General features: G+C 62.4%; 16 protein-coding genes and 1 tRNA gene. 11 read left to right on the top strand and 6 right to left on the bottom strand.

What is annotated here, in order from left to right:
- Positions 1 to 38: 38 nt before the first annotated feature.
- Together MKZ40_RS13880 and MKZ40_RS13875 are read right to left on the bottom strand one after the other, a co-directional pair.
- Positions 39 to 1049: a glutathione S-transferase family protein gene (locus tag MKZ40_RS13880; protein WP_175090187.1), complete on the bottom strand. Its 1011-nt coding sequence runs from the start codon at positions 1047 to 1049 to the stop codon at positions 39 to 41.
- A gap of 157 nt (positions 1050 to 1206) precedes the next feature.
- On the bottom strand, positions 1207 to 2112 hold the full coding sequence (locus MKZ40_RS13875) for a LysR family transcriptional regulator (RefSeq protein WP_175090186.1): 906 nt from the start codon (positions 2110 to 2112) through the stop codon (positions 1207 to 1209).
- Positions 2113 to 2621: 509 nt separating this feature from the next.
- Here MKZ40_RS13875 and MKZ40_RS13870 point away from each other — a divergent pair.
- Positions 2622 to 4235: a peptidoglycan DD-metalloendopeptidase family protein gene (locus tag MKZ40_RS13870; RefSeq protein WP_254627144.1), complete on the top strand. Its 1614-nt coding sequence runs from the start codon at positions 2622 to 2624 to the stop codon at positions 4233 to 4235.
- 146 nt (positions 4236 to 4381) lie between these two features.
- Here MKZ40_RS13870 and MKZ40_RS13865 read toward each other — a convergent pair whose 3' ends face one another.
- The 3 genes from MKZ40_RS13865 to MKZ40_RS13855 all read right to left on the bottom strand — a co-directional run bounded on the left by MKZ40_RS13865 (position 4382) and on the right by MKZ40_RS13855 (position 6217).
- A complete protein-coding gene (locus tag MKZ40_RS13865) occupies positions 4382 to 4609 on the bottom strand; it encodes a hypothetical protein (protein ID WP_054555349.1) in 228 nt (75 codons plus the stop codon).
- 236 nt (positions 4610 to 4845) lie between these two features.
- The gene (locus MKZ40_RS13860; protein WP_043333132.1) at positions 4846 to 5160 is read right to left on the bottom strand and encodes a hypothetical protein; all 315 of its coding nucleotides are present in this window, start codon (positions 5158 to 5160) and stop codon (positions 4846 to 4848) included.
- Between the two features lie 643 nt (positions 5161 to 5803).
- Positions 5804 to 6217, bottom strand: coding sequence for a hypothetical protein (locus tag MKZ40_RS13855; protein WP_175090184.1), 414 nt, complete (start codon positions 6215 to 6217; stop codon positions 5804 to 5806).
- A 669-nt stretch (positions 6218 to 6886) separates the two neighbouring features.
- Between MKZ40_RS13855 and MKZ40_RS13850 the strand changes: the two genes are divergently transcribed.
- A complete protein-coding gene (locus tag MKZ40_RS13850) occupies positions 6887 to 7444 on the top strand; it encodes a hypothetical protein (protein WP_052384472.1) in 558 nt (185 codons plus the stop codon).
- A 258-nt stretch (positions 7445 to 7702) separates the two neighbouring features.
- Here the strand turns inward: MKZ40_RS13850 and MKZ40_RS13845 are convergent.
- Positions 7703 to 7779: transfer RNA gene (locus tag MKZ40_RS13845), tRNA-Ile, on the bottom strand.
- Positions 7780 to 8030: 251 nt separating this feature from the next.
- Between MKZ40_RS13845 and MKZ40_RS13840 the strand changes: the two genes are divergently transcribed.
- The 9 genes from MKZ40_RS13840 (at position 8031) to fhuB (ending at position 22490) form a co-directional block, all read left to right on the top strand.
- Positions 8031 to 8735, top strand: coding sequence for a hypothetical protein (locus tag MKZ40_RS13840; protein ID WP_175090183.1), 705 nt, complete (start codon positions 8031 to 8033; stop codon positions 8733 to 8735).
- Between the two features lie 310 nt (positions 8736 to 9045).
- Entirely contained in the window at positions 9046 to 11181 is a 2136-nt protein-coding gene (locus MKZ40_RS13835) for a TonB-dependent siderophore receptor (RefSeq protein WP_254627143.1), read from the top strand.
- A gap of 444 nt (positions 11182 to 11625) precedes the next feature.
- Positions 11626 to 13260: an aspartate aminotransferase family protein gene (locus tag MKZ40_RS13830; RefSeq protein ID WP_282627938.1), complete on the top strand. Its 1635-nt coding sequence runs from the start codon at positions 11626 to 11628 to the stop codon at positions 13258 to 13260.
- Complete coding sequence (locus MKZ40_RS13825; RefSeq protein ID WP_175090182.1) at positions 13253 to 14824, top strand: SidA/IucD/PvdA family monooxygenase; 1572 nt, start codon at positions 13253 to 13255, stop codon at positions 14822 to 14824. The genes MKZ40_RS13830 and MKZ40_RS13825 overlap by 8 nt, the downstream gene beginning before the upstream one ends.
- On the top strand, positions 14821 to 17538 hold the full coding sequence (locus MKZ40_RS13820) for a GNAT family N-acetyltransferase (protein WP_217485903.1): 2718 nt from the start codon (positions 14821 to 14823) through the stop codon (positions 17536 to 17538). The genes MKZ40_RS13825 and MKZ40_RS13820 overlap by 4 nt, the downstream gene beginning before the upstream one ends.
- A 257-nt stretch (positions 17539 to 17795) precedes the next feature.
- The gene (locus tag MKZ40_RS13815) at positions 17796 to 18563 is read left to right on the top strand and encodes an RNA polymerase sigma factor (protein ID WP_175090181.1); all 768 of its coding nucleotides are present in this window, start codon (positions 17796 to 17798) and stop codon (positions 18561 to 18563) included.
- 99 nt (positions 18564 to 18662) lie between these two features.
- On the top strand, positions 18663 to 19430 hold the full coding sequence (locus tag MKZ40_RS13810; RefSeq protein WP_175090180.1) for an ATP-binding cassette domain-containing protein: 768 nt from the start codon (positions 18663 to 18665) through the stop codon (positions 19428 to 19430).
- 8 nt (positions 19431 to 19438) lie between these two features.
- Positions 19439 to 20383: an ABC transporter substrate-binding protein gene (locus MKZ40_RS13805; RefSeq protein ID WP_254627142.1), complete on the top strand. Its 945-nt coding sequence runs from the start codon at positions 19439 to 19441 to the stop codon at positions 20381 to 20383.
- Entirely contained in the window at positions 20370 to 22490 is a 2121-nt protein-coding gene (gene fhuB / locus MKZ40_RS13800) for a Fe(3+)-hydroxamate ABC transporter permease FhuB (protein WP_225347501.1), read from the top strand. The genes MKZ40_RS13805 and fhuB overlap by 14 nt, the downstream gene beginning before the upstream one ends.
- Positions 22491 to 22553 lie beyond the last annotated feature (63 nt).

Below are 22553 nucleotides of genomic sequence, written 5' to 3'. Positions count from 1 at the left end.
CCATCAACTCGGGCGCGATCAGCTCACACTTCAATACCTCAGGCGTGACGGCGAATGCCCTGGCCCGGCAGACGCTCGCGGTCATGGGGAGCGTCGAGCGCCAGGCTCGGGCCGACCGGCACGATAGCGGTGGGATTGATGGTCTGCTGACTGGCGTAATAGTGGGTCTTGATATGCGCAAGATCGCAGGTCTCGGCGATGCCTGGCCACTGATACAGCTCGCGCAGATAGTGCGAGAGATTGGGATAGTCGGCGATACGGCGCTGATTGCACTTGAAGTGCCCGAAGTAGACGGCATCGAAGCGGATCAGGGTGGTGAACGTGCGGATGTCGGCTTCGGTCAGCCATTCACCGGTGAGATAGCGCGAGTCGGACAGCCGGCGTTCCAGTGAATCCAGGCACTCGAACAGCGCCGTGAAGTGACGCTCGTAGACCTCCTGCCGCGTGGCGAAGCCGGTCTTGTAGACGCCATTGTTGACCTTGTCATAGACCTCGGCATTGATGGCATCGATCTCGCCGCGCAGGTCTTCGGGATAGAAGTCCAGATCATTGCCGGTCAGCGAATCGAAGGCGTCATTGAAGATGCGTACGAGTTCCGCCGACTCGTTGTTGACGATGCGACCGGTCTGCTTGTCCCAGAGCGCCGGCACGGTGACACGGCCGGTGTAGTGCGGGTCGGTCAGGGTGTAGAGCTGGTGGTGATAGCGCACGCCATTGATCGGATCACCGCTGGAGCCTTCTTCCTCGAGATAGCTCCAGCCATGTTCGAGCATCAAGGGGCTGGTGTAGGACATGCCGACCAGCGGCTTGAGCCCCTTGAGAGAGCGCATGATCAGCGCGCGGTGCGCCCAGGGGCAGGCCAGCGAGACGTAGAGGTGGAAGCGGTCTGCGCTGGCGGGCACGGCCGCTTGTCCCTGCGGCCCCTCGAGCGGGGCATCGGGCGCCACGACCCAATCCCTGAGCCGCGCGCTCTCGCGCTTGAATTCACCGCCGGTGCTGTCGGTGTCATACCAGCGATCCTGCCACTTGCCGTCGACCAGTAAGCCCATCTTGCACACTCCTTATATGGCTTGAGGGGATGCCCCCAGCCTAAGAATCGAGCGCGACAGCGCAAGCGAATTCACTGCGTGGCAACGATCGAGTTTCTCGAACGATCACGCCGCGCGCTCTTCTCAAGCCCTCACTCTTTTCAGGCCCTGCGCGCTTTCAGGAGCGCCGCTCGCTTGCCTCCTGCTCGACGGCAGCGTGCAGCTGCGCCTTCATCGCTCGGACGGCGGGACCCGCGCGATCATCGTCCGGCAGATAGAGCATCAGCGACACTTCACGCTCGCCGCCATTGGCCAGCGGCAGTGGCAGCAGCCGCCCTCGGGCCAGGGCCTCGCTCATGCGGGTACGGGGCAACCAGGCGAAGCCCAGTCCGCGTTCGGCAAGATCGACTGACGTGGCCAGGTGGCTCACCGTCCAGCGCGCCTCGGCCTTGAGCCAGCCGGCATCCATGCCGCTGGAACGGCTGCTGTCGCGCACCACCAGCTGGCGATGCTGCACGAGATCACGCAGATCCAGCGGCCGCCCGAGGGCGTGCAGCGGGTGCCCCGGCGCTGCCACGGCGATGAAGGTTTCACGCAGCAACGGGGTGCCGAGATGGCCATCCAGCATCAAGCCGCTGATCAACAGGTCCGCTTCCTTCTCCTCGAACAGCTCGCGCCCGCCGGTCAGCGTCGTCTCGTGCAGCTGGACACGCACCTGCGGGTAGGCCGTCGAGAAGGCTTCCAGCGCCCGTGCCAGCACATCCGGCGGAAACAGCTGATCCACCGCGATGGCGATCTCGCTCTCCATGCCTTCCGACAACGCATCGGCCACATCCTCGAGTGCCCGCGCATTCTCGATCAACTGACGCGCCCGGCGCAGCAGCAATTCACCCGCCTCGGTCAGCCGGACATTGCGCCCGACCGGCTCCAGCACCTGAACGCCCAGCAAGGCCTCGAGACGATGCACGGCGTGATTCAGGGTCGAGGGGCTCTTGTGGATCGCGGCCGCCGCCCGCGCGAAGCTGCCGTGGTCCACCACGGCGGCCAGCATCTGCCACTGAGCCAGTGTCACGCGTGACGACATCGGGATTCCTCTTGCAGAACGTACGGGAATGCACGGGGCAATCCTGACATGCCAGACGCAAAAAACCAGACACCTGATACTGCAACCCGACGGGAGCAAAAGAGCATTCTGTGCTGTCAGACTCCCGATATCTGGTCGCAATCCTCGGACATCAGGACGGCATCCTCTGAAATGCAGAAGGCCAAATACGCTATTTTGCGTAACTTTACAAAATTTAACACCAAGCAGGATTTACTGCCTGAACAGCGTTTCCTAAGCAAAAATGGCGCTATTTTCGCCAGACCTCATGTTGCCGGTACCGCCAATTGCGCCGTCAATGATCTAAACAGGGTTGAATTACTCATACTGGACATGCGTCCAGCCTATCGAACGATGGGAACCTTGGTTAAGGTTCGAATGCCTCATTGTTGCCATCTTTTCATTTCACATAACTTTATCGGTCACATATGCTGCGAATCCTTCATTCGCTCCCTCGCGCGCACAAGTATCTTCTTTTACCTGTTGCCACCATGGTTACCGTGCTGGGTGCTCACAAGCTTCTCGAAACATTCGATGCTCCTGATGTCTCTACGGCCTCACAGTCCATCGCCATCGACCTGGCCAGTGCAAATTCCAGCACCCCGGCCAGGCTGCCGCTGGCGATTGCTGCCGCCGATGACACTCAGTCTCCCCTGAGCCCGGCGCAGCTCGCCAATCAGACGGCGACCAGCCCGGCCTCCGGTGACATTCCGCTGGCAGCACTGACGCCGAGCGAGATCGTCGCCATCGATTTCGACATGCCGACGCTGCTGACGGATGCCAACTATCATCCCGACAGCCAGACGACAGGCCCGATCGTGGCACTGGCGCCGGCGGCAGTGAAGACCGCGGAAGCCGTCATCGGCACCGCGACCGACGAACAGGCCGGCGGCACCTCCTATGACGACCTCTCCGTCGACCCGGTCGAGCTCGGCGAAAGCCCGACGCTGCAGACCGAGCTGGCGGCCGAGGAAGTCTATGTGCCCGAGTGGCAGACCTATACCGTGCAGGCCGGCGATACCTTCGCCGTGATGGCGGAGCGCTCGCTGGGCCTTGGCTACAGCGAAACCACGCGCATCCTCAAGGCGCTGCCTGACAAGCGCGTGCTGACCCATTGGCGCATCGGCGACAGCTTCGATTACAAGCTGGATGAAGACGGCAACCTGCTGGCGTTGCGCATCATGAAGGACGCGCGTCGCGGCTTCATGGTCAAGCGTGAGGCCGGCGGTGAAAGCTTCAATGTCGCCAAGATCGAGAAGGCAACCCAGGCCACTCAGCGCATGTTCGCCGGTACGGTCAGTGGCAGCTTCTCCCTCTCGGCGGAAGCCACTGGCCTGGGCGTGGCGGAAGTCAGCCAGCTGACCCAGGTGCTGGGCAAGAAGATCGATTTCCGTCGCGATACGCGCAAGGGTGACAAGTTCCAGGTGCTGGTCGAGTCCGACATGATCGACGGCACCAGCATGGATTCCCGCATCCTCGCCGCACGCTACGAAGGGTCTCGCAAGTCACTGACCGTGGTGCGCAACAGCAGCGATGGCCGCTACTACACCCCTGATGGCAAGGGCCTCGACCCGGCCTTCAATCGCTATCCGCTGGCGCACAAGGCGCGCATCAGCTCGCCGTTCAACCTCAGCCGTCGCCATCCGGTGACCGGACGCATCAGCCCGCACAAGGGCACTGACTTCGCGGTGCGTATCGGCACACCGGTGCTTTCCACCGCGGATGGCGTCGTCGAGCTGGTCGGCAACCACCCGCTGGCCGGTCGCTATCTGGTGCTGCGCATGGACAACGGCTACAAGACCCGTTATCTGCACCTGTCACGCCCGCTGGTCAAGAAAGGCGAGCGCGTGACCATGGGTGAGAAGATCGCCCTGTCTGGCAACACCGGCCGCTCCACCGGCCCGCACCTGCACTATGAGGTGATGGTCAACAACCGCCAGGTCGATGCCATGCGTGTTCAGCTGCCGAACAACAAGTCTCTGTCCGGCAAGGCGCTTGCCAACTTCAAGCGTCAGTCAGAGAACATGCTGGCCAAGCTGGAAGCCGCCGACAACACTGGTGCCATCGCCAAGGCCTCTACCCCGAGTCAGGGTGACGAGAGCTAACGCGAACCCAGGCGCGCGCCCTCAAGCATAGGGCCTGCGCCTGACATGAAATACGCCTGACATGAAATGTGCCCGACAAAAGAAAAGGCCCCTCACCTCACGGTGGGGGGCCTTTTCTTTTGTCGGTGTCTCGGCCAAGGATCAGGTCACTTTTTCATGCCCTTGTTGGACGCCTGCTCCAGCAGCTCTTCCGCTTCGCTGCTCGCGCCCTCCTCTCGCATCTTGGCCACATCGGCATACAGACAGACGTAGGTACCGCAGGATGCACAGAACACCTTGTCGTCGGGATTGTGGACCTGCGAGACGCGGACTCGCTGGCTGCCACAGTCCGGGCACGGCTTGGGAATACGCAGTTCCTCGGAAAGATCTGACATGAAGCATTCTCCTGTTCGGTGTCTGGGCCGCTCGCCTTGAAGCTGGTCGATTGGCGTCTCCCCAAGACATGGGGCCACTCACACGGCATGCAACCCCGCTGGCGGGGAGTCGCTTGTCATTCGGCTCGAGCTACCTCACCGAGCTACCTCGCCCAGGCACTGCCCGGCACTACGCTCAGACGCAAAGCCCCGGCACGGTGGCCGGGGCTTGAGGGGCAGGCGCGAACAGACAGGTGTCACGCGGCGCTGATGCTGCCGGCAAGCGACTCATGACTGGTGCCGTGACTTGCGGTGTTGGACATGCGTGCGACGGGGCGCTCCGGCACACGGTGCTGGCCGTGTGATCTGGCGCCATCACGCGTCAGGCGGAACTCTTCCTGCAGCGCCATCTCACGTGCCGCCAGGCGAAAATCGCCCATCGAACACAACGCATGGCCGTTCGGGCACTTGAGGATGTGATCATCCGGCAGATCACGGGCAGGCCAATCCAGCGCTTCGTTGCATTCGGGACACTGAGGGCCATTACGGGTCGGGACTGATGGGGTAAACATGCGCGAACTCCTTTTCGACGCAAAAGATGACGATGTCATGACCAGATTCTCAGTACAGAAAACATCAAGACGTGGCTCGGTTTGCGTGCGCATGATGGAGACAGATAGCGACAGACTCCATTGCACTTTCGGTTAGATACCACAATTTTATCGCTGGTCAGTCTCTGCGCTCACGGCTGCGGAAGGTATCGCGCAGAGCGCGGAACACACTTCATGGCAGCGCGACGGGCAAGAGTCTGACAGCACTATCTTACAGTCTGATAACACCTCGCGAATGACGCAGATCAAACGCATACCAGATCAGGGGGTGTCCGCCGCACCATTCTTCAGACGGGCGTCAGACGGGCATTCATGGGCTTGAAGCCAAAAAAATCCCGACCAAAGGCCGGGAAAACACTCTCAGGCAGAACAGGACCTATCGCGGAAGCAACGCGGCTCGCCGCAGGTCGACCAGGACGCTGAACAGTCGTCAGCGGTATCACGGAAATCTCGACTCTACCTGCAGTGCCAGAAATTCAGTTTCGCTGCCCCGGGCAACAAGCCCGCGACCAGGGCGAAACAACGAATCCGACTGGCACTGAGGTAAAAATTCTTGTGCGCCCTCACACGCACTGGCGAACACTGGGCCTTACCGGCGCTTGCTTCAGGCCGAGGCGTCCAGCTGCTGGACCACCTTCTGCGCCATCAGGGCCGGGTCAATCGCAGCTCGCTTGCGGGCACTGACTTCAAGGCGATCACGCAACATGAACCAGACACCCAGAAACTCATCACATTCTGCACAACTGACGATGTCATCATCTGCCGGGGAATCTTCGAGGTGAACCCGGTTGCTGCCACAGCGTGAACACTCCATGGGAACCTTGCGTACTGTGTTCATCTCGATGCCCTCCATTGGATCCATGATGAAAACCTTGTACTCGAAACCGGTGGAGCGGGCGGCATGACGATGTGAAAACTTGCGGCAACCTGACAAGGGATTGAAAAAGCGGCTCTGCGGCTCCATCAATGTTGTATCAGGTGATCTCCTGCCTGCCCCGCCGTGCTTCGACAGTTGCAAAGTTAGACACTTCCAAAACCGTGTACAAGTTTTAACGCGTATCAGAACGTATCTGTATAGCTAATGTAGACGCATTGGCAGGCGTTTTCGTGTGCGCTGATCAAGCGTTTACCTCTCCCCATGCGCCCGCTGTGGCACGAGAGCGCCCCGCCAGAGCCGTGTAACACTTCGCTACAAAAAAGCCTCTTTTGACGTGCAAAAACAGCTTGCTCCACTCTTCAGGCAGCCAATCAGCGAGCAGAAAAAGCCTCGAACGCGCACTGATTGCGGCATATCCACGTGCCTTGCCTCGACTTCTTGCCTTGAACGGCGTGAGCATAGATATCCATGCAATCCTTCAGCACCTCACCTCCCTGCTCGCCCCCTCTACTCGCCCCCTTCGTCGGGGCCCTGCTGACAGAGCGCTTGCGGGCGGCCTGTTCGCGACAGGTACGGAGCACCAGAAAGCTCACTCTCGTGGCACGACGACATTGCCCCTTTACACCTTGCATGTGACAGACAGGGGAATTCTCGTACAAGTTTTTCTTTCACCCCCTTGAAACTTGTCGGTCTCGTCAGGATCTCAATGGGTAGGGTCATGGTTCTGGCGAATCATTTGCGCCACGAGCGAGAAGGAAGCGCTTGAGGGACCGGACCAGAAGTACCGATTCAACACGCAAGGAGTACGGCATGAGCAATATGAACCGCAAACAGATTCTGGGTGCGATCACCGCGACCACGCTGCTGTCCACTACCAGCATGGCCATGGCCAGTCCGCAGGGGCTCTACTCCGCAGATGAGCTGATGGATGCCGATGTCTACCTGCAGAACGATGACAACAACGTGATCGGTGAAGTCGAGGACATCCTGCTCGACGACAACATGCAGGTCGCCGCTCTGGTCGTCGAAAGCGATGACTCCATGGGGCTGGACGAGAACCAGTACGTCGTGGAAACGGGCAAGTTCACCCTCGAGACCGAACAGGGTGATGATTTGGATGCCCTGGAATACCGCATCCACCTCGACATGGATGTGAGCGAGTTCGAGCAGCAGCCGAACTACACCACCGACTGGTGGCAGGACACGCGCAAGAGCGCCGCAGCGGCCTGGGATGAAACCAAGAACACCGCTGCCAGCGCCTGGCAGGACACTCGTCAGGCGACCGCCAATGCGCTGACCACCGCCGGCAACGCCATCAGCGGTGCCGCCAATGACACTGAGCAGGAAATGGAAGAAGAGACTCAGTGATAGCGACCCTGCAAGAGATCACCCGAACCGGATGATCCGCGCCAATGCAGAGGAAAACGCCTCATGCCCCACGGCATGGGGCGTTCGTGGTTCAGGACCACGAGAAATCACGCCATTGATGCACTGGTGGGGGAAAGAAGAGAAAGAACAGCAAGAGAGGCCGAAGTGACAGGCACAAAAAAAGCCGCCATTGGCGACTTGTCGGGGCACTGGAGCTTTTGAGCATCAGCTGAATGAAACCCCACTGGAAGGCATGCATGGTGGGCCCAGCAGGACTTGAACCTGCGACCAATCGATTATGAGTCGAGTGCTCTAACCAACTGAGCTATGGGCCCATGCAGCGCGCATATGATAGCGAAAGCATGAGCCTCGGGAAAGCCCGAAAACTCAACAACATAGCGATTCTCCCCTCCCGGCTGCGGCGCGAGATGTGCGTTGATCATCCCCGTCAGCCTGCGGCTGCGACGAGTGTCGCGAACCCTTGGAGCCGCCGCCTGTCCAATGTCCCATCTGCAGCATCGAATCTTTTCCAGGCGCTCATGGCGGGCCTCACCCGATCAAGCCCCTGGCCATCAGGAGTCATGACATGTCATTGCCTTTCTCTCGCTGGACCCGCGCCCTGAGTCGTACGCTTGCGCGTCGCTCGACCGACAAACCCGCCAGCCGCCTCACCGCCATAGCCACCAAAAGCCGCTTCGGCGCCCCGATCAAAGCCGCGGCACTGGCCTTCGCCATGAGTGGCATCGGTGTCAGCCTGCCGACACAGGCCGCCTGGCAGCTGGTGCCCGACAGCAGCGGCGCCACCGCGACGCTGACCGCGCAGGGCAGCCAGGGCAATGTGGAGCACGTGCATTACCTCAATGGCCTGAGCGGCACCGTGGGAGATGACGGCAAGATGAGCATTCCCTTGAGCGTCGGCCAGACCGACCTGCTCGACAAGGTCGGCGAGCTGCCGCCGTGGCTGTCCGGCGTCAGCCAGATGCGCCTGGCCACGCTGACCCTGAATCTTGACCCGCTGGCCATCGCGGCGCTGGAGCCCGGTCAGACGACGCGCATGCAGGTGCCCTTCTCGGCCACCGATGGCAACCGCACCCACCGCGAGACCCTGCCGCTGGAGGTCACCCGTCAGGATGCCACCCACCTGACCTTCATCAACGCCGACCCCATCTCACTGGACAGTGCAGAAGTCGCCAGGAATCAGGTCGGCAGCACCCTGCTCAACCTGCTGGGCTACGGCAAGCTGGTAGGCGACATTCCCGTCACGCTGCAGGGCGAGATGGTCGACCAGTAACCTTCAGCACAGCGCGACGCCGCCAGACAAGCGCGGCGATCCCGTCGCGAGCACGTTCATCGCGTCATCAGAACCGCCCCACGGGGCAGTTTTTTTGTGCCGGTAGCAGCCGAGGATGACGGCCTGCGCCAGCCAGCGAGGGCGCGCATGACGGCGGTGGTCAGCCCTCATGACGCCACGACATAAGAGAATGATAAAAATAATTCTCATTCATGGTTCAGAAAGCGGTCATCTGAACGTCTACCCACAGGAGAGAACGACGAACAAGAATCATTCCTATATAAATCATTCCGGATGGAACACCGCGCTCATGAAAGACTCCGCCGCACATAATGCCACTCGCTCCCTGCTGATGACCCTGCCCAGGCACCCTCTGGCACTGGCGATTGGCCTTGGCCTGCCCTTCGCCGGTCAGGCCATGGCGGCCGACCACCGTGAGTCTCAGGACGAGACCCTCGACACCATGACGGTGACCACCACAGCGGCTACCAAGACCGACACCGGCTACCTGGAAACCCCACAGGCCGTCTCCACCATCACGCGCGACGATATCGACAAGCGCGCAGCCGAGACGGTCCAGCGTGCCGCGGACTACACGCCGGGGGTTTATACCAATCAGCTCGGGTCATCAAACCGCTATGACTTGATGGTGATGCGAGGATTCACAGATGAGTCCATCAGCAATACATTCCTCGATGGACTGAAGCTGATGGGTGACTCAGGCACCAATAGCTCGATGACCATCGACCCCTACTTTCTCGACAGCATCGAGGTCGTCAAGGGGCCCTCCTCTGTACTCTATGGTCGCTCCTCTCCGGGTGGACTGGTCGCGATGCAGTCCAAGCGCCCCGAGTTCACAGACTCCGGTCAAGTACGTTTTACCGTTGGGAATAACAATCAACGCAGTGCAGCCTTCGACCTTACCGGCCCGCTGGATGAAGAAAAGCGCATCGCCTATCGCCTTACTGGTTTGACTAGCGCGGCAGACACCCAGTATGACTCTCTAGAGGAAGAGCGTTATGCCTTCTCTCCCCAGATCACCATGGACGTCACCGACGACACTACCGTCACCTTGGTGGGCTACTTTCAGAAGGACCCGGAAGGCGGGGATTATCAAGCATTCCCATATGAAGGAACAGCGGTCAGCTATAATGGAATAAAGCTCGATAACAACACCTACCTGGGTGATGAGGAGTACGACAGCTTCGACAGAACTGAGCGTATGCTTGGCTATGAACTCGAACATCGCTTCAACGATAATTTGATTGCACGTCAAAAATTTCGCTATCTGAGTTCAGATGTCGAATATGGCACCGTTTATGCTTATGGATGGGCTTCAGATACAGAACTTTCTCGCTATTACTCCGGAGGCGAAGAGAGTCTGCATGCCTGGACTGTCGATAACCAGTTAGAACAACGCTTTTCCACTGGCAATTTCAAACATACTGTTCTCTTAGGTGCGGATTATCAAACTAGAGAAACTAATGTTGACTGGGAAAATGGCACTGCGAGCAATTACGACACCACCAGTAGCGATAACGATACTGATATTACAATAACATCGACAGACAGCCAGAAGAGAGAGCTAGATCAAACTGGTGTATACCTGCAGGACCAGATTAACTATGGCAAGTGGAACCTTGCTGCAGGGCTCAGAAATGACTGGGTTAAGGTCAAGAATACAGATAATGATACTGGTATCGTCAGCAAACTAAATGATAACGAGGTTTCTGGACGTGTTGGTCTAATGTATAGCTTTGAAAATGGCATTTCGCCATATGTAAGCTATTCAACATCATTTACGCCAAACACAACAACAGATGAAGATGATAACCTGCTCGACCCTACAACTGGCAAGCAAGTTGAAGCTGGATTGAAATATCAGCCCAATGGGACACGTGACCAATATAGCATCTCATTGTTCCGTATAGAACGTGAAAACTCTTCATCCAAAAGCCCTGACAATGACTATTATGAGCAAATCAGAAAAATTGAATCACAAGGTGTAGAGCTTGAAGCTAAAACTCAAGTCACAGATAATTTTTCTCTGCAAGCCGGCTATAGCTATACCGACGTAACGCTACTGGAGGCTGATGATACCTATGAAGGAAATAGTGAATATCAAGTTCCCAAACATCAAGTTAGCATCTGGGGTGACTATGCATTCGACAGAGGCGCTCTCGCAGGCCTGAGCACAGGTTTAGGGGTTCGCTATTATGCCGACATATGGGCTGACAGGGAAAATACTACCAAAATCCCTAACTATACCCTTGTCGATGCAAAGCTGGGTTACGACCTATCCCAAGTCGGCTGGGCCGGTACCAGCGTACAGCTCAACGTCAGCAACCTGCTTGACAAGGAATATGTCGCGTCCTGCTATGACACCAGCTACTGCTACTACGGTGCAGAGCGCAGTGTGACCGCGACACTGACCTATGATTTCTGATTTCGAAAACTCCGCAGTCCGTCGATTCTGAATCGACCCGCACGACCCGCCGGCGGCAAGGATGTCGCCGGCACCATCGCCCTGAACCACTCATCGTCTGATAGCTCTGGCGTGTCCAGCACATGACACCGGGGATGCCGGCCACCGGGATTGCCGGCCACCGAGATTGCCCGACACAGGGGTGCTCGGTGACGACTCACTCTGCCGATGCCCACGGCAGACGTGACTGACCACGCCGACGGCTTTGCCAACAGCTTCACCAACAACAACGACCGCAAACGCGGCACTTGATGAATGTCCTGACTGGTCCTCGCACCTGAGCCATCTGTCCCAGCTGGCTGCGAGTCTCTTCCAAGTCTTTATCTGCGAACATTCGCATAAGGTTATGTAATGCACAGCCTTCAAGATTCCGCCGCCACCTACGGCGCTGCCGCAGGATCCTCCGTGTCTGACGCCCAGACCGACGCCTGTGCGCGCTCACTGTCCAGCTCGCCGCGCGCCGCCTTGTTCTCGCCTGCCAACATGGATGCCTGGCAGGCAGGCATGGACCGCATCAGCAGTCTGGTGGCTGAACAGCTCGACAGTGTTCAAAAGCCGTTCAGTGGCATCACCCCGGAGGCCCTGCGTCCGGCCTTTGCCGACCTCGATCTCGAGACGCCCCTCGAGAACCTCGAAGCCGGTCTGGAGGAGCTCAAGTCGCTCTACCTGAAGGATGCCGTCTATTTCCATCATCCCCGCTACATCGCGCACCTCAACTGCCCGGTCGTGCTGCCCGGCGTGTGGGCCGAGAGCCTGCTGGGCGCGATCAATTCCTCACTCGACACCTGGGACCAGAGCGCCGGCGGCACCCTGATCGAGCAGCGCCTGATCGACTGGACCACCGAGCGCCTGGGCCTGGGCCCGACCGCCGATGGCATCTTCACCAGCGGCGGCACCCAATCCAACCTGATGGCACTGCTGCTGGCGCGTGACGCGGTCTGCGAGAAGCTGCCCAACCACCCCGGCAACCAGACCCACGGCCTGCCGCCGGAAGCCGGACGCCTGCGCGTCTTCGCCTCCGGCATCAGCCATTTCAGTCTGCAGAAGGCCTGTGCCCTGCTCGGCCTCGGCCACAACGCCGTCATCCCCGTCGCCGTGGATGAGCGCCGCCGCATGGACCCCGAGGCCCTGCGTGACGCCCTCGACAATGCCCGCGCCGAAGGCCTGATCCCGATGGCCGTCGTCGCCACCGCCGGTACCACCGACTTCGGCAGCATCGACCCGCTGCAGGCCATCGGCCGTGAATGCCACGCCCGTGGCATCTGGTTCCATGTCGATGGCGCCTATGGCGGCGGTCTGATCACTTCTCGCCGCCACGGTCACTGGCTCAAGGGCACCGAGATGGCGGACTCCGTCACCATCGATTACCACAAGACCTTCTTCCAGCCGGTCAGCTGCAGTGCCTGCGTGGTACGTGATCGCACCCAGCTGCGCCACGTCACCTATCACGCCGACTACCTCAACCCGGAGCTTCAGGCCCGCGAAGGCACGCCGGATCAGGTCAACAAGAGTCTGCAGACCACTCGGCGTTTCGACGCCCTGAAACTGTGGATGACACTGCGCCTGATGGGCGCCGATGCCCTCGGCGACATGCTCGATTGCGTGATCGACCTCACCCGCGAGGGCTACCAGCTGCTCGAGGCGGCGCCGGACATCGATGTCGTCCAGGCCCCGGAGCTTAGCACCCTGGTATTCCGCTTCCATGACGCCAACGAAGAGACCCTCAGCGCCGAGCAGTGGGACGCCTTGAACCGCGAGATCCGCAAGCGCCTGTCACGCAGCGGTGAGGCCATCGTCGCCGCCACCAAGGTCTCGGGCCGTCAGTACCTGAAGTTCACTCTCCTGAACCCGGAAACGCGCCAGGAAGACCTGGCCGCCGTGGTCGAGTTGATCCGCCAGCACGGCCAGGCGCTGGTCAAGGCGCATCATCTGGCCGTCAGCACCACCGCCCAACCGAACCATGGCGCACCACTGGTCGACATTCCGGCCGCCAGCCGTCGCAGTCACACCACAGAAGCCAAGGAAAGCCGTCATGCATGACACCTCGAACCCTCACGTCACAGACACTCTGGAAGCGCGCGATGATGTGCTGGATTTCGTTGCCATCGGCATCGGCCCCTTCAACCTCAGCCTTGCCTGTCTGAGCGAGCCGCTGGAAGACGTCCAGGGCGTCTTCCTCGAGCGCAAGGCCGCGTTCGACTGGCACCCGGGCATGCTGCTGGAAGATGCCAGCATGCAGACGCCCTTCATGGCGGACATGGTCTCGCTGGCCGACCCGACCAGCCACTTCAGCTTCCTCAACTATCTGAAGCTGCATGACAAGCTCTACAACTTCTACATCCGCGAAGACTTCTTCCTGCTGCGTCGTGAGTACAACCAGTACTGCCAGTGGGCGGCGCGCGAGCTGAGCTGCCTGCGCTTCGATCACGACGTCCAGGACATCCAGCATGTCGGCGACATCTATGTCGTGCGCGGCACTCGCCCCAGCACCGGCGAAGCCTTCGCCTATCGCGCACGCAAGCTGGTGCTGGGCACCGGCACCCAGCCCTACCTGCCGCAAGCCGCCGATGCCGTGCGTGACGTGGTGCCGGTCGCGGGCAGCCGCGTGTGCCACAACGCCCACTATCTGGCGCGCAAGGAGGAGCTGACCTCCCAGCCGGCTATCACCATCATCGGTTCCGGCCAGAGCGCCGCCGAGATCTATCTCGACCTGCTGCGCGAGATCGACCAGCACAGCTACCAGCTCAACTGGATCACACGCTCGCCGCGCTTCTTCCCGCTGGAATACGGCAAGCTGACGCTGGAGATGACCTCGCCGGATTACATCGATTACTTCCACGCCCTGCCGCGTGAGCAGCGCAACACCCTGCTGGCGACCCAGAAGGGCCTCTACAAGGGCATCAATCTCGAGCTGATCGACGAGATCTACGACACCCTCTACGCCAAGCAGCTGCAAGGCGTGGTGCCCACCACCCTGATGACCAATACCGAACTGACCTCGCTGAACAAGCAAGAGACTGACGGCGACTTCACGCTGGGGCTCTATCAGCGCGAACAGCAGCAGGCCTGGCGTCATGACACCAGCGCCGTGGTGCTGGCCACGGGCTATCACTACGTGGCGCCGCCCTTCCTGCGCAGCATCGAATCGCGCATTCGTCGTGACGAGGAAGGCCGCTACGCCGTCGGTCGCTTCTACGCCGTCGACACGCAAAGCACCGCAGACGCTGACGGCAACGAGGGCGATCAATCACCGTTCGCCGGCGAGATCTTCGTCCAGAATGCCGAGCTGCATACCCACTCGCTGGCTGCACCAGACCTGGGCATGGCCTGCTATCGCAACAGCTGCATCCTGCGCGCCATCACCGGTCGTGAGGTCTATACCATCGAGCGCCGCATCGCCTTCCAAAGCTTCGGTACTCCGGGCAGTGAAAAGGGCAGCGGCAATGGCTTCACACCGCTGCCCGCCGCACACCTGCCCTACGGCGAGACGGATATTCACGCCGGCACCGCCTCTACCGACAGCTCTTCTATCGGCACCGTCTCTGACACCCAGGCCGACACGACTCACACCGCTGCACCGCAACACCGGGAGACCACCGCATGAACATGCCAGTCGACATCACCAGCGCCGCAAGCGCCGAACAGTCCAGCAGCGCGGCAAGTTCTCACAGTGCGGCGACCCCGTCACAACAGATATTCGGGACGACCTCACTCGCCGTGCCGGCACCGCTCGATCTGCTCAGCCCGGCACCGGGAACGCGCTTCACCCGCCGCGCGGTTGAGCTGGAGCAAGCCCAGGCTCGCCTGCGCAAGCCGCAGGACGACAGCACGAGCGAGCGCGCCGAATTCGCGCTGCGCCCGCTCGACCTTGCCGCCGACATGGCGATGGTGGATGAGTGGACCAGCGGCGAACGCGCCAGCTTCTGGGGAATGAGTGATGACCTCATCACCACCAAGTACGACTTCTACCAGGGCCTGGAAGAGAGCCAGCACGCCCAGGGCTGGGTCGGTTTCTACAACGACCAGCCGGCCTTTCTGGTCGAGCTCTATGACCCGGCGCACGACCCGCTCGGCAAGCATTACAGTGTGCAGCCCGGCGACTTCGGCATGCACTTCCTCGTCGCGCCGCGCAGCGAGGACCAGGCCCCCATCAGCGGCTTCTCGCGGGCGGTGATCGAATCGATCATGGCGATGATCTTCGCCGGCCAGTTCCGCGATGAGCATGCCGATGAAGGGGAAGATGCAGTCCGTCCCGTGACCCGCGTGGTGGTGGAGCCGGACAGCCGCAATCGCGCCATTCATCCGCTGAATGCCGCGGTGGGCTTCGTCGATCATGGCCCGCTGGATCTCGACGGCAAGCCGGCCCGCCTGTGCTTCTGCACCCCGCAGGACTTCCGCGCCGCCCTGGCCAGCCGCAGCCCGCGTCTGGACAACGGCGTGACCGCCAACCCGGCCGCGGCCAGCCAGCATCTCACCGGCCCGGACTGGCAGCAGGCCAATCGCCTGCTGGTGCGCAAGGCGCTGGCCGAGTTCAGCCACGAGCGTCTGATCCACCCGCAATGCGCCGATGACTGCGGCACCCGCACCGCCTGCCAGAGCCATGACAACTGGCATCACTTCCGCCTGCCGCTGGCGGCGCAGGTCAGCGACACGCCGCCGGTCAGCCGCCGCGCGGCGGAATATCGCTTCGTGGCGCGCCGTTTCCAGCTCGATCACTGGCTGGTCGATGCCGCCTCCATCCAGCGTCTGGATGCCGACGGCAACGCCCTGCCGCTGGACGCGCGTGAGCTGATTCTGGAACTCAACGACGTGCTGGAGATTCCGCCACGTCTGCTGCCGGTCTATCTCGAGGAGGTCAGCGCCACGCTCGCCTCCAGCGCATGGAAGATGCAGCGCGCCGTGCGCGAGAATCAGTCCGCCCGCGTGCTGGCGGGCGCCTCCTTCCAGACCCTGGAATCGGCGATGAGCGAAGGCCATCCGTGCTTCGTCGCCAACAATGGCCGCATGGGCTTCGATGCGCTGGACTATCGCGCCTACGCGCCGGAAGCCGCCCAGCCGTTCTCGCTGGTGTGGATCGCCGTGCATCGCGACAACGCCCATTACTCGGCCGTGGATGGTCTCGATCCGCGCCGTCTGCTCGAGGAAGAGCTGGGTGAAGCCGAACTCGCCCGCCTGGAACAGCAGTTGACCGAGAAGGGCCTTGCGCCCGCCGACTACCTGATGATGCCGGTGCACCCGTGGCAGTGGAGCCACAAGCTGGCGATCACCTTCGCCGCCGAGATCGCCAGCCAGCACATCGTCTGTCTCGGCCTGGGGGAGGACCGCTATCAGGCGCAGCAGTCGATCCGCACGCTCTACAACCGCAATCAGCCGAATCGCCGCTATGTGAAGGTGGCGCTGTCGATCCTCAACATGGGCTTCATGCGCGGCCTGTCGCCCTATTACATGCGTGCCACTCCGGTCATCAATCAGTGGCTGCAGGGCCTGATCGATTCGGACCCATCCTTCGAGAAGTGGGGCTTCCGCCTGCTGCGTGAAGTCGCGGCCATCGGCTATCGCGATGATGTGCTGGAAGACGCGGACCCGGCGGCCGTCGGCTATCGCAAGATGCTGGCCAGCCTGTGGCGTGAGAGCCCGGAAGACGTCAAGGACGAGGGCGAGCGCCTGATGACCATGGCCGCGCTGCTGCATGTCGACAACGATGAGAAGGCCTTGCTGCCGGCGCTGATCGAGCGTTCCGGCATCGGCGCCGAAGCGTGGATCGACAAGTGGCTGACGGCTTACATGACGCCGCTGCTGCACTGCTACTTCAAGCACGACCTGGTGTTCATGCCGCACGGCGAGAACCTGATCATGCGTCTGCGCGATGGCGTGCCGTGCGGTGCGCTGATGAAGGACATCGCCGAGGAAGCGGCGCTGTTCGCCACCGAGGAGACGCGCGCACTCGAACTGCCGGCAGGGGTCGAGCGTCTGGTGGTCGAGGTGCCGGAACCGATCCGCATCCTGTCGCTGCTCACCGATGTCTTCGACTGCATCTTCCGCTTCGCGGTACCGCTGCTGGTGCGCGAGCAGGTGATGACGGAGGAGGCCTTCTGGTCTCGCGTCGCGGCCTGCATCCATGACTATCAGGATGCCCATCCGGAGATGGCCGACAAGTTCGCGCGTCATGATCTGTTCGCGCCGCGCTTCACGCTGTCGTGCCTCAACCGCCTGCAGCTGCGCAACAACCAGCAGATGGTCGATCTCACCGATCCGTCCGGCGCCCTGCAGCTCAAGGGCGAGCTGGATAACCCCATCGCGGCCTTCGCCCGCCGCTAGGCGGTGACACATCTGGCGATCATCAGGTCGCGATGACCTGGTGATCGCCATGACCCGTCAGCTACGGCCCGTCAGCCAAGACCAGCTAACTACGACCAGCTAACTACGACCAGCTAACTACGACCAAGCAGCACCGAGACCGCCCTCGTCATGCACGGGGGCGGTCCTTGGCGTGCCTGACACTCAACCATTGATAATGATTCGTAACAACAATACCATTACCCTCCCATCACGACAGATCTCATTGCGAGCCGTGGATGTCCTCTCACGCCAAGCCCCCAGTTCGGCCTCATCGCGACACGGATGAGCGAACGCCTGACGCACACGGGCCAGAAGCTGAAACGCCCGCTGAGCTGCAGGCTTGTGCTGCACAGCAATACCGTCACTCGCTGGACCAGCTGTTTGCCGAGCATCGTCACGAACTGACCGGCTTTCTGGTGCGCCAGCTGGGCTCGCATGAGCTGGCGGAAGACATCAGCCATGAGGTCTATCTGCGTCTGCGCCTGACCGGAGACTGGCCCGCCAACCCGCGCGCCTGGCTGTTTCGCATCGCTCGCAACCTGATCATCGACCACCACCGCCACCAGTCCCGCGCACCGGAATTCGAATCGGTGTCCGAGGGCGATGAACGCGTGGCGGCCGCCCATCTGGACCCGGAGAGGAGCCTGGCGCGCCGCCAGAAGCTGCAGGTCGTCGATGCGGCACTCTCCGAGCTGGCGGGCCATTTTCGCCTCGCCCTGACCTGGTATCGCCTCGAGGGCCTGACCAAGCGCGAGATCGGCGAGCGACTCGGCGTGTCCGAGCGCATGGCAGGCCGCTACGTCACCCAGGCGCAGCAGCACTGCGAGATGCGGCTGGCCGCGGCGGGCTGTTATCGCAATGAAGTCAGCCGCGACTGCGCCGCCAGCCAACAGGACACCGCGGATTCGCTGCCAGCCGTGCGCCAAACGTCAGCCGCGCCCGGCAAGGCGCGACGACGAAGCCGGCGTGATGACATCCCGACAACAAGAGGCGATCAGCACTGATGGCCCCGCGGAGCACGGATGGGCGAACGTCTCCGCGTCATGTCGCCCAGAATGAATCGCCCCTAGCCTGACGCCCTGACCACGGATGACGATGCTTTCATGTTCACTCTCGACCACCTGCGCTTTGACCTCGGCGAGCGCTGCCTGCTCAAGACGCAGTCTCTCGATTTCGCCCCCGGCAAGGTGCATGGCCTGATCGGCCACAATGGCTCCGGCAAGTCGACACTGCTCAAGCTGCTGGCGCGTCAGAACACCCCGACCAGTGGCAAGCTGGCGCTGGACGATCGCCCGCTCTCGCAGTTCGGCAGTCGGGAATTCGCGCGGGCGGTGGCCTACCTGCCTCAGCATCTGCCGGCGGCTGAAGCGCTGACCGGCCGCGAGCTGGTCGCCTTCGGCCGTTATCCGTGGCACGGCCTGCTCGGCCGTCCCGGCCCCAAGGATGAAGAAGCCATCGAGCGCGCCATCGCGCTGACCCACACCGAAGCCTTCGCCGAGCAGCAGGTCGATACCCTTTCCGGTGGCGAACGTCAGCGCGTGTGGCTGGCCATGCTGCTGGCACAGGGCAGTCGTTATCTACTGCTTGATGAACCGCTGGCGGCGCTGGATATCGCCCATCAGATCGAGGTGATGGAGCTGGTCTCGCACCTGAGCCACACCCTCGGGCTTGGCATCATCATCGTGCTGCACGACATCAATCTGGCGGCGCGTTACTGCGATCGCCTGGTGGCGCTGCACGGCGGCCAGGTGCTGGCCGAAGGCGCGCCCGACGAGATGATGAACCCCGTCACCCTCAAGGATATCTACGGCGTCGAGATGCAGGTGATCACCCCGCCGCAGAGCCAGCAGCAGATCGCGGTGCCGCTATGAAGTGGCTGTTGGCATTGATCAGTCTGAGCCTGCTGGCGGTGGGGGCCGCCAGCGCTGCCACGACGGACGATACAGCCCAGCCACCGGCCGGCTTCGTCGATCGCCCCATCGTGGCACTGGACTGGACCCTGGCCGAGACCCTGACCGGAATCGGGGTACGCGCCATGGGCGTGGGTCAGGTCGCGACCTACGCAAGCTGGGTGGATCAACCGGCGCTGCCGCAGGGCACGCGGGATCTCGGCCTGCGCACCCAGCCGAACCTGGAGCAGCTGGCCGCCCTCGCCCCCGCCGATATCCTGATCAGCCCGATGCTGTCCAGCCTCGCGCCGCGCCTGTCGGCCATCGCGCCGGTCACCAGCATCGCCATCTATACCCCGGACGCCGACACCTGGCAGACACTGGTCAAGGCGACCCGCCAGCTGGGCAAGCTGACGCAGCGCGAGCCCCAGGCCGAACAGCTGATCCGCCTGAGCACCGCTCGCCTCGCCGGTTACAACGCCGCGCTGCGCCAGCAGGCGGCACGCAAGGGTCAATCGCCCCTGCCGCTGTTGATGGTGCAATTCATGGATGACCGCCATGTGCGCATCTTCGGCGACAACAGCCTGTTCCAGGCCGTGATCGAGCGCATGGGCATCGCCAACGCCTGGCAAGGGGACACCAACGCCTGGGGCTTCGCCACCGTCAGTCTCGAGAAGCTGGTGACGCTGAAGGGCCGCATGGTGGTGGTGGAGCCGCTGCCGCCCGGCGGACACCAGGCACTGGCGCATAACGGTCTGTGGCAGGCCATGCCCGGCGTGCGCGAGAACAGTCAGGCCTCGGCGCCGCTGTTCCTGCCGCCGGTCTGGAGCTTCGGCGCCCTGCCCTCGGCCAATCGTTTCGCCGCACTGCTTGCCAGCCATCTGATTGATGATGAGGCGACACTTGAGGGGGAGACCACCGATGGCAACCACTGAGCAGGCCATGAGCACCCGCCCCGCATCAGGCCGGCGACCGCTGCATCTCTCGCCGGGCCGGGCCTGCAGCCTGTTGGCCCTGGCCCTTGTGGTACTCGGCAGCCTCGCGCTCAACCGTGAAGGCCTGAGCCTGATGCAGGGCCTGACCGCACTGTGGGCATCGCCCGACTTCAGCGCTGCGGCCAGTCTCGGCCAGGCAGACAGCGCGCTGCTCTCCGCGCAGCTGGTGGCCCATGTCAGCTGGTGGCCGCGTCTGGTCTGCGCGCTGCTGGCCGGTGGCGCGCTGGGCATGGCGGGCGTGCTGATGCAGCAGGTGCTGCGCAATCCACTGGCTGCGCCCACCACTCTCGGCGTCGCCAGTGGCGCGAGTCTGGCGATGATGCTGGCGACGCTGTTCGCCCCGGCACTGATGGCCGGCACGGGTCTTGGGGGAGACGGCTTCCAGCTGGGCCGTGAATGGGTCGCGCTGGCCGGTGGCCTGGCCGCCATGGGGCTGGTATTCGCGCTGGCCTGGGCGCGAGGCATGTCACCGACCGTGGTGGTACTGGCAGGGCTGGTGGTCAATCTCTACATCGGCGCGCTGGGCATGGTGCTGTTGCTGTTCAATCAGGAGGCCCTGCACGGCACCCTGGTATGGGGCGCAGGTTCGCTGGCCCAGAACAGCTGGGATGGCGTGATCACGCTGCTCTCCCGTCTGCTGCCGGGCATGTTGCTGGCACTGGTGCTGATGCGTCCGCTGGCAGTACTGGACCTCGACGAGGCCAATGCCAGAAGCCTTGGCGTCTCGCTGCGCAAGCTGCGCCTGATGAGTCTGGGACTGGCGGTATTTCTGAGCGCCTGCGTGGTCAGCGTGCTGGGCATCATCGGCTTCATCGGCCTGGCCGCGCCAGCGTGCGTGCGTCTGATGGGCGCGCGCCGCCTGGGCCAGCGCCTGCTGTGGGCACCATTGTTCGGGGCGCTACTGCTGGCGGTGACGGACCAGGTGGTCGCCAGTCTCGATGGCCTGCTGCCCAACCTGATTCCAACCGGCGCGATGACGGCGGCCCTCGGCGCGCCGCTGCTGCTGTGGCTGATTCCGCGCCTCAAGATGGCGCAGGGGGCTGGCCCCGCCAGTCATCACGGCATGTCACTGACGCATCGTCACCCCCGCCCCGACCGCCTGCTCGGCTGGCTGCTGGCCGGGGTCTGCGTGGCCCTGATGCTGGCCCTGCTGGTCGGCAATGGCGCCGATGGCTGGACCCTGGGCAGTGACATGCTCCAACAGCTGATGGCCGGCCAGACCAGCGTGCTGGACTTCCGCCTGCCACGGGTACTGGCGGCGGCAGGCGCCGGCGTACTGCTGGCCCTGGCCGGCACCCTGTTGCAGCGTCTGACCAGCAACCCGATGGCCAGCCCCGAGATTCTCGGCATCAGCGGCGGCACCGCCATCGCCCTGATGCTGACACTGCTGCTGGTCCCGTCACCGGGGCAGCTGACCCTGCTGGGCGCAGGCATCTGCGGGGCGCTGGCCTGTCTGGCGCTGCTGGTGATGCTCAATCATCGCAGTGGCTTCATTCCCGAACGCGTGCTGCTGTGCGGGGTGGCGATCACGGCGCTCTACGATGCGGTGCGCGGCATCATCCTTGCCGATGGCGACCCGCGCGGTCAGCAGATTCTGGCCTGGCTGTCCGGCTCCACCTATTACGTGGGTCTCTCCGCGGCGGTCGGCGTGCTCGCGCTGGCGATCATCGCGGTCCTGCTGGTGCGTCCGCTGGCGCGCTGGCTGGACATCCTGCCACTGGGCATGGCGAGCGCCAGTGCGCTGGGCATCGGCGTGACCCGCGCCCGCCTGGTGCTGCTGGGCGCGGTGGCGGTGCTCACCGCGCTGGCGACCCTGATCGTCGGCCCGCTGTCCTTCGTCGGCCTGCTGGCCCCGCATCTGGCGCGCCTGCTGGGCCTGAGCCGCGCCCGCGAGCACATGCTCGGCGCGGTGCTGTGCGGCGCGCTGTTGATGGTGCTGGCCGACTGGCTGGGCCGCCAGCTGCTGTCGCCCTACGAGATTCCCGCCGGCCTGATGGCCTCGCTGATCGGCGGCAGCTACTTCCTGTGGAGCCTGCGCAGAAGCTGACGCGCATACGCACACGCAGGAACGACGAAGCCCGCCACCGAAAGGTCGCGGGCTTCGTCGTTG

Origin of the sequence: Cobetia sp. BMC6 (assembly GCF_029991385.1) — a bacterium.
GTDB lineage: Bacteria > Pseudomonadota > Gammaproteobacteria > Pseudomonadales > Halomonadaceae > Cobetia.
The sequence above is the reverse complement of the archived record's forward strand: the minus strand, read 5'-3'. Positions and strand labels throughout refer to the sequence as shown.

Coding starts and splice junctions, on each gene's coding strand:
- MKZ40_RS13880 (WP_175090187.1), bottom strand. CDS start 1,049: ATGGGCTTACTGGTCGACGGCAAGTGGCAGGATCGCTGGTATGACACC.
- MKZ40_RS13870 (WP_254627144.1), top strand. CDS start 2,622: ATGGTTACCGTGCTGGGTGCTCACAAGCTTCTCGAAACATTCGATGCT.
- MKZ40_RS13850 (WP_052384472.1), top strand. CDS start 6,887: ATGAGCAATATGAACCGCAAACAGATTCTGGGTGCGATCACCGCGACC.
- MKZ40_RS13835 (WP_254627143.1), top strand. CDS start 9,046: ATGAAAGACTCCGCCGCACATAATGCCACTCGCTCCCTGCTGATGACC.
- fhuB (WP_225347501.1), top strand. CDS start 20,370: ATGGCAACCACTGAGCAGGCCATGAGCACCCGCCCCGCATCAGGCCGG.
- MKZ40_RS13825 (WP_175090182.1), top strand. CDS start 13,253: ATGCATGACACCTCGAACCCTCACGTCACAGACACTCTGGAAGCGCGC.
- MKZ40_RS13875 (WP_175090186.1), bottom strand. CDS start 2,112: ATGTCGTCACGCGTGACACTGGCTCAGTGGCAGATGCTGGCCGCCGTG.
- MKZ40_RS13815 (WP_175090181.1), top strand. CDS start 17,796: ATGTCCTCTCACGCCAAGCCCCCAGTTCGGCCTCATCGCGACACGGAT.
- MKZ40_RS13865 (WP_054555349.1), bottom strand. CDS start 4,609: ATGTCAGATCTTTCCGAGGAACTGCGTATTCCCAAGCCGTGCCCGGAC.
- MKZ40_RS13810 (WP_175090180.1), top strand. CDS start 18,663: ATGTTCACTCTCGACCACCTGCGCTTTGACCTCGGCGAGCGCTGCCTG.
- MKZ40_RS13820 (WP_217485903.1), top strand. CDS start 14,821: ATGAACATGCCAGTCGACATCACCAGCGCCGCAAGCGCCGAACAGTCC.
- MKZ40_RS13840 (WP_175090183.1), top strand. CDS start 8,031: ATGTCATTGCCTTTCTCTCGCTGGACCCGCGCCCTGAGTCGTACGCTT.
- MKZ40_RS13860 (WP_043333132.1), bottom strand. CDS start 5,160: ATGTTTACCCCATCAGTCCCGACCCGTAATGGCCCTCAGTGTCCCGAA.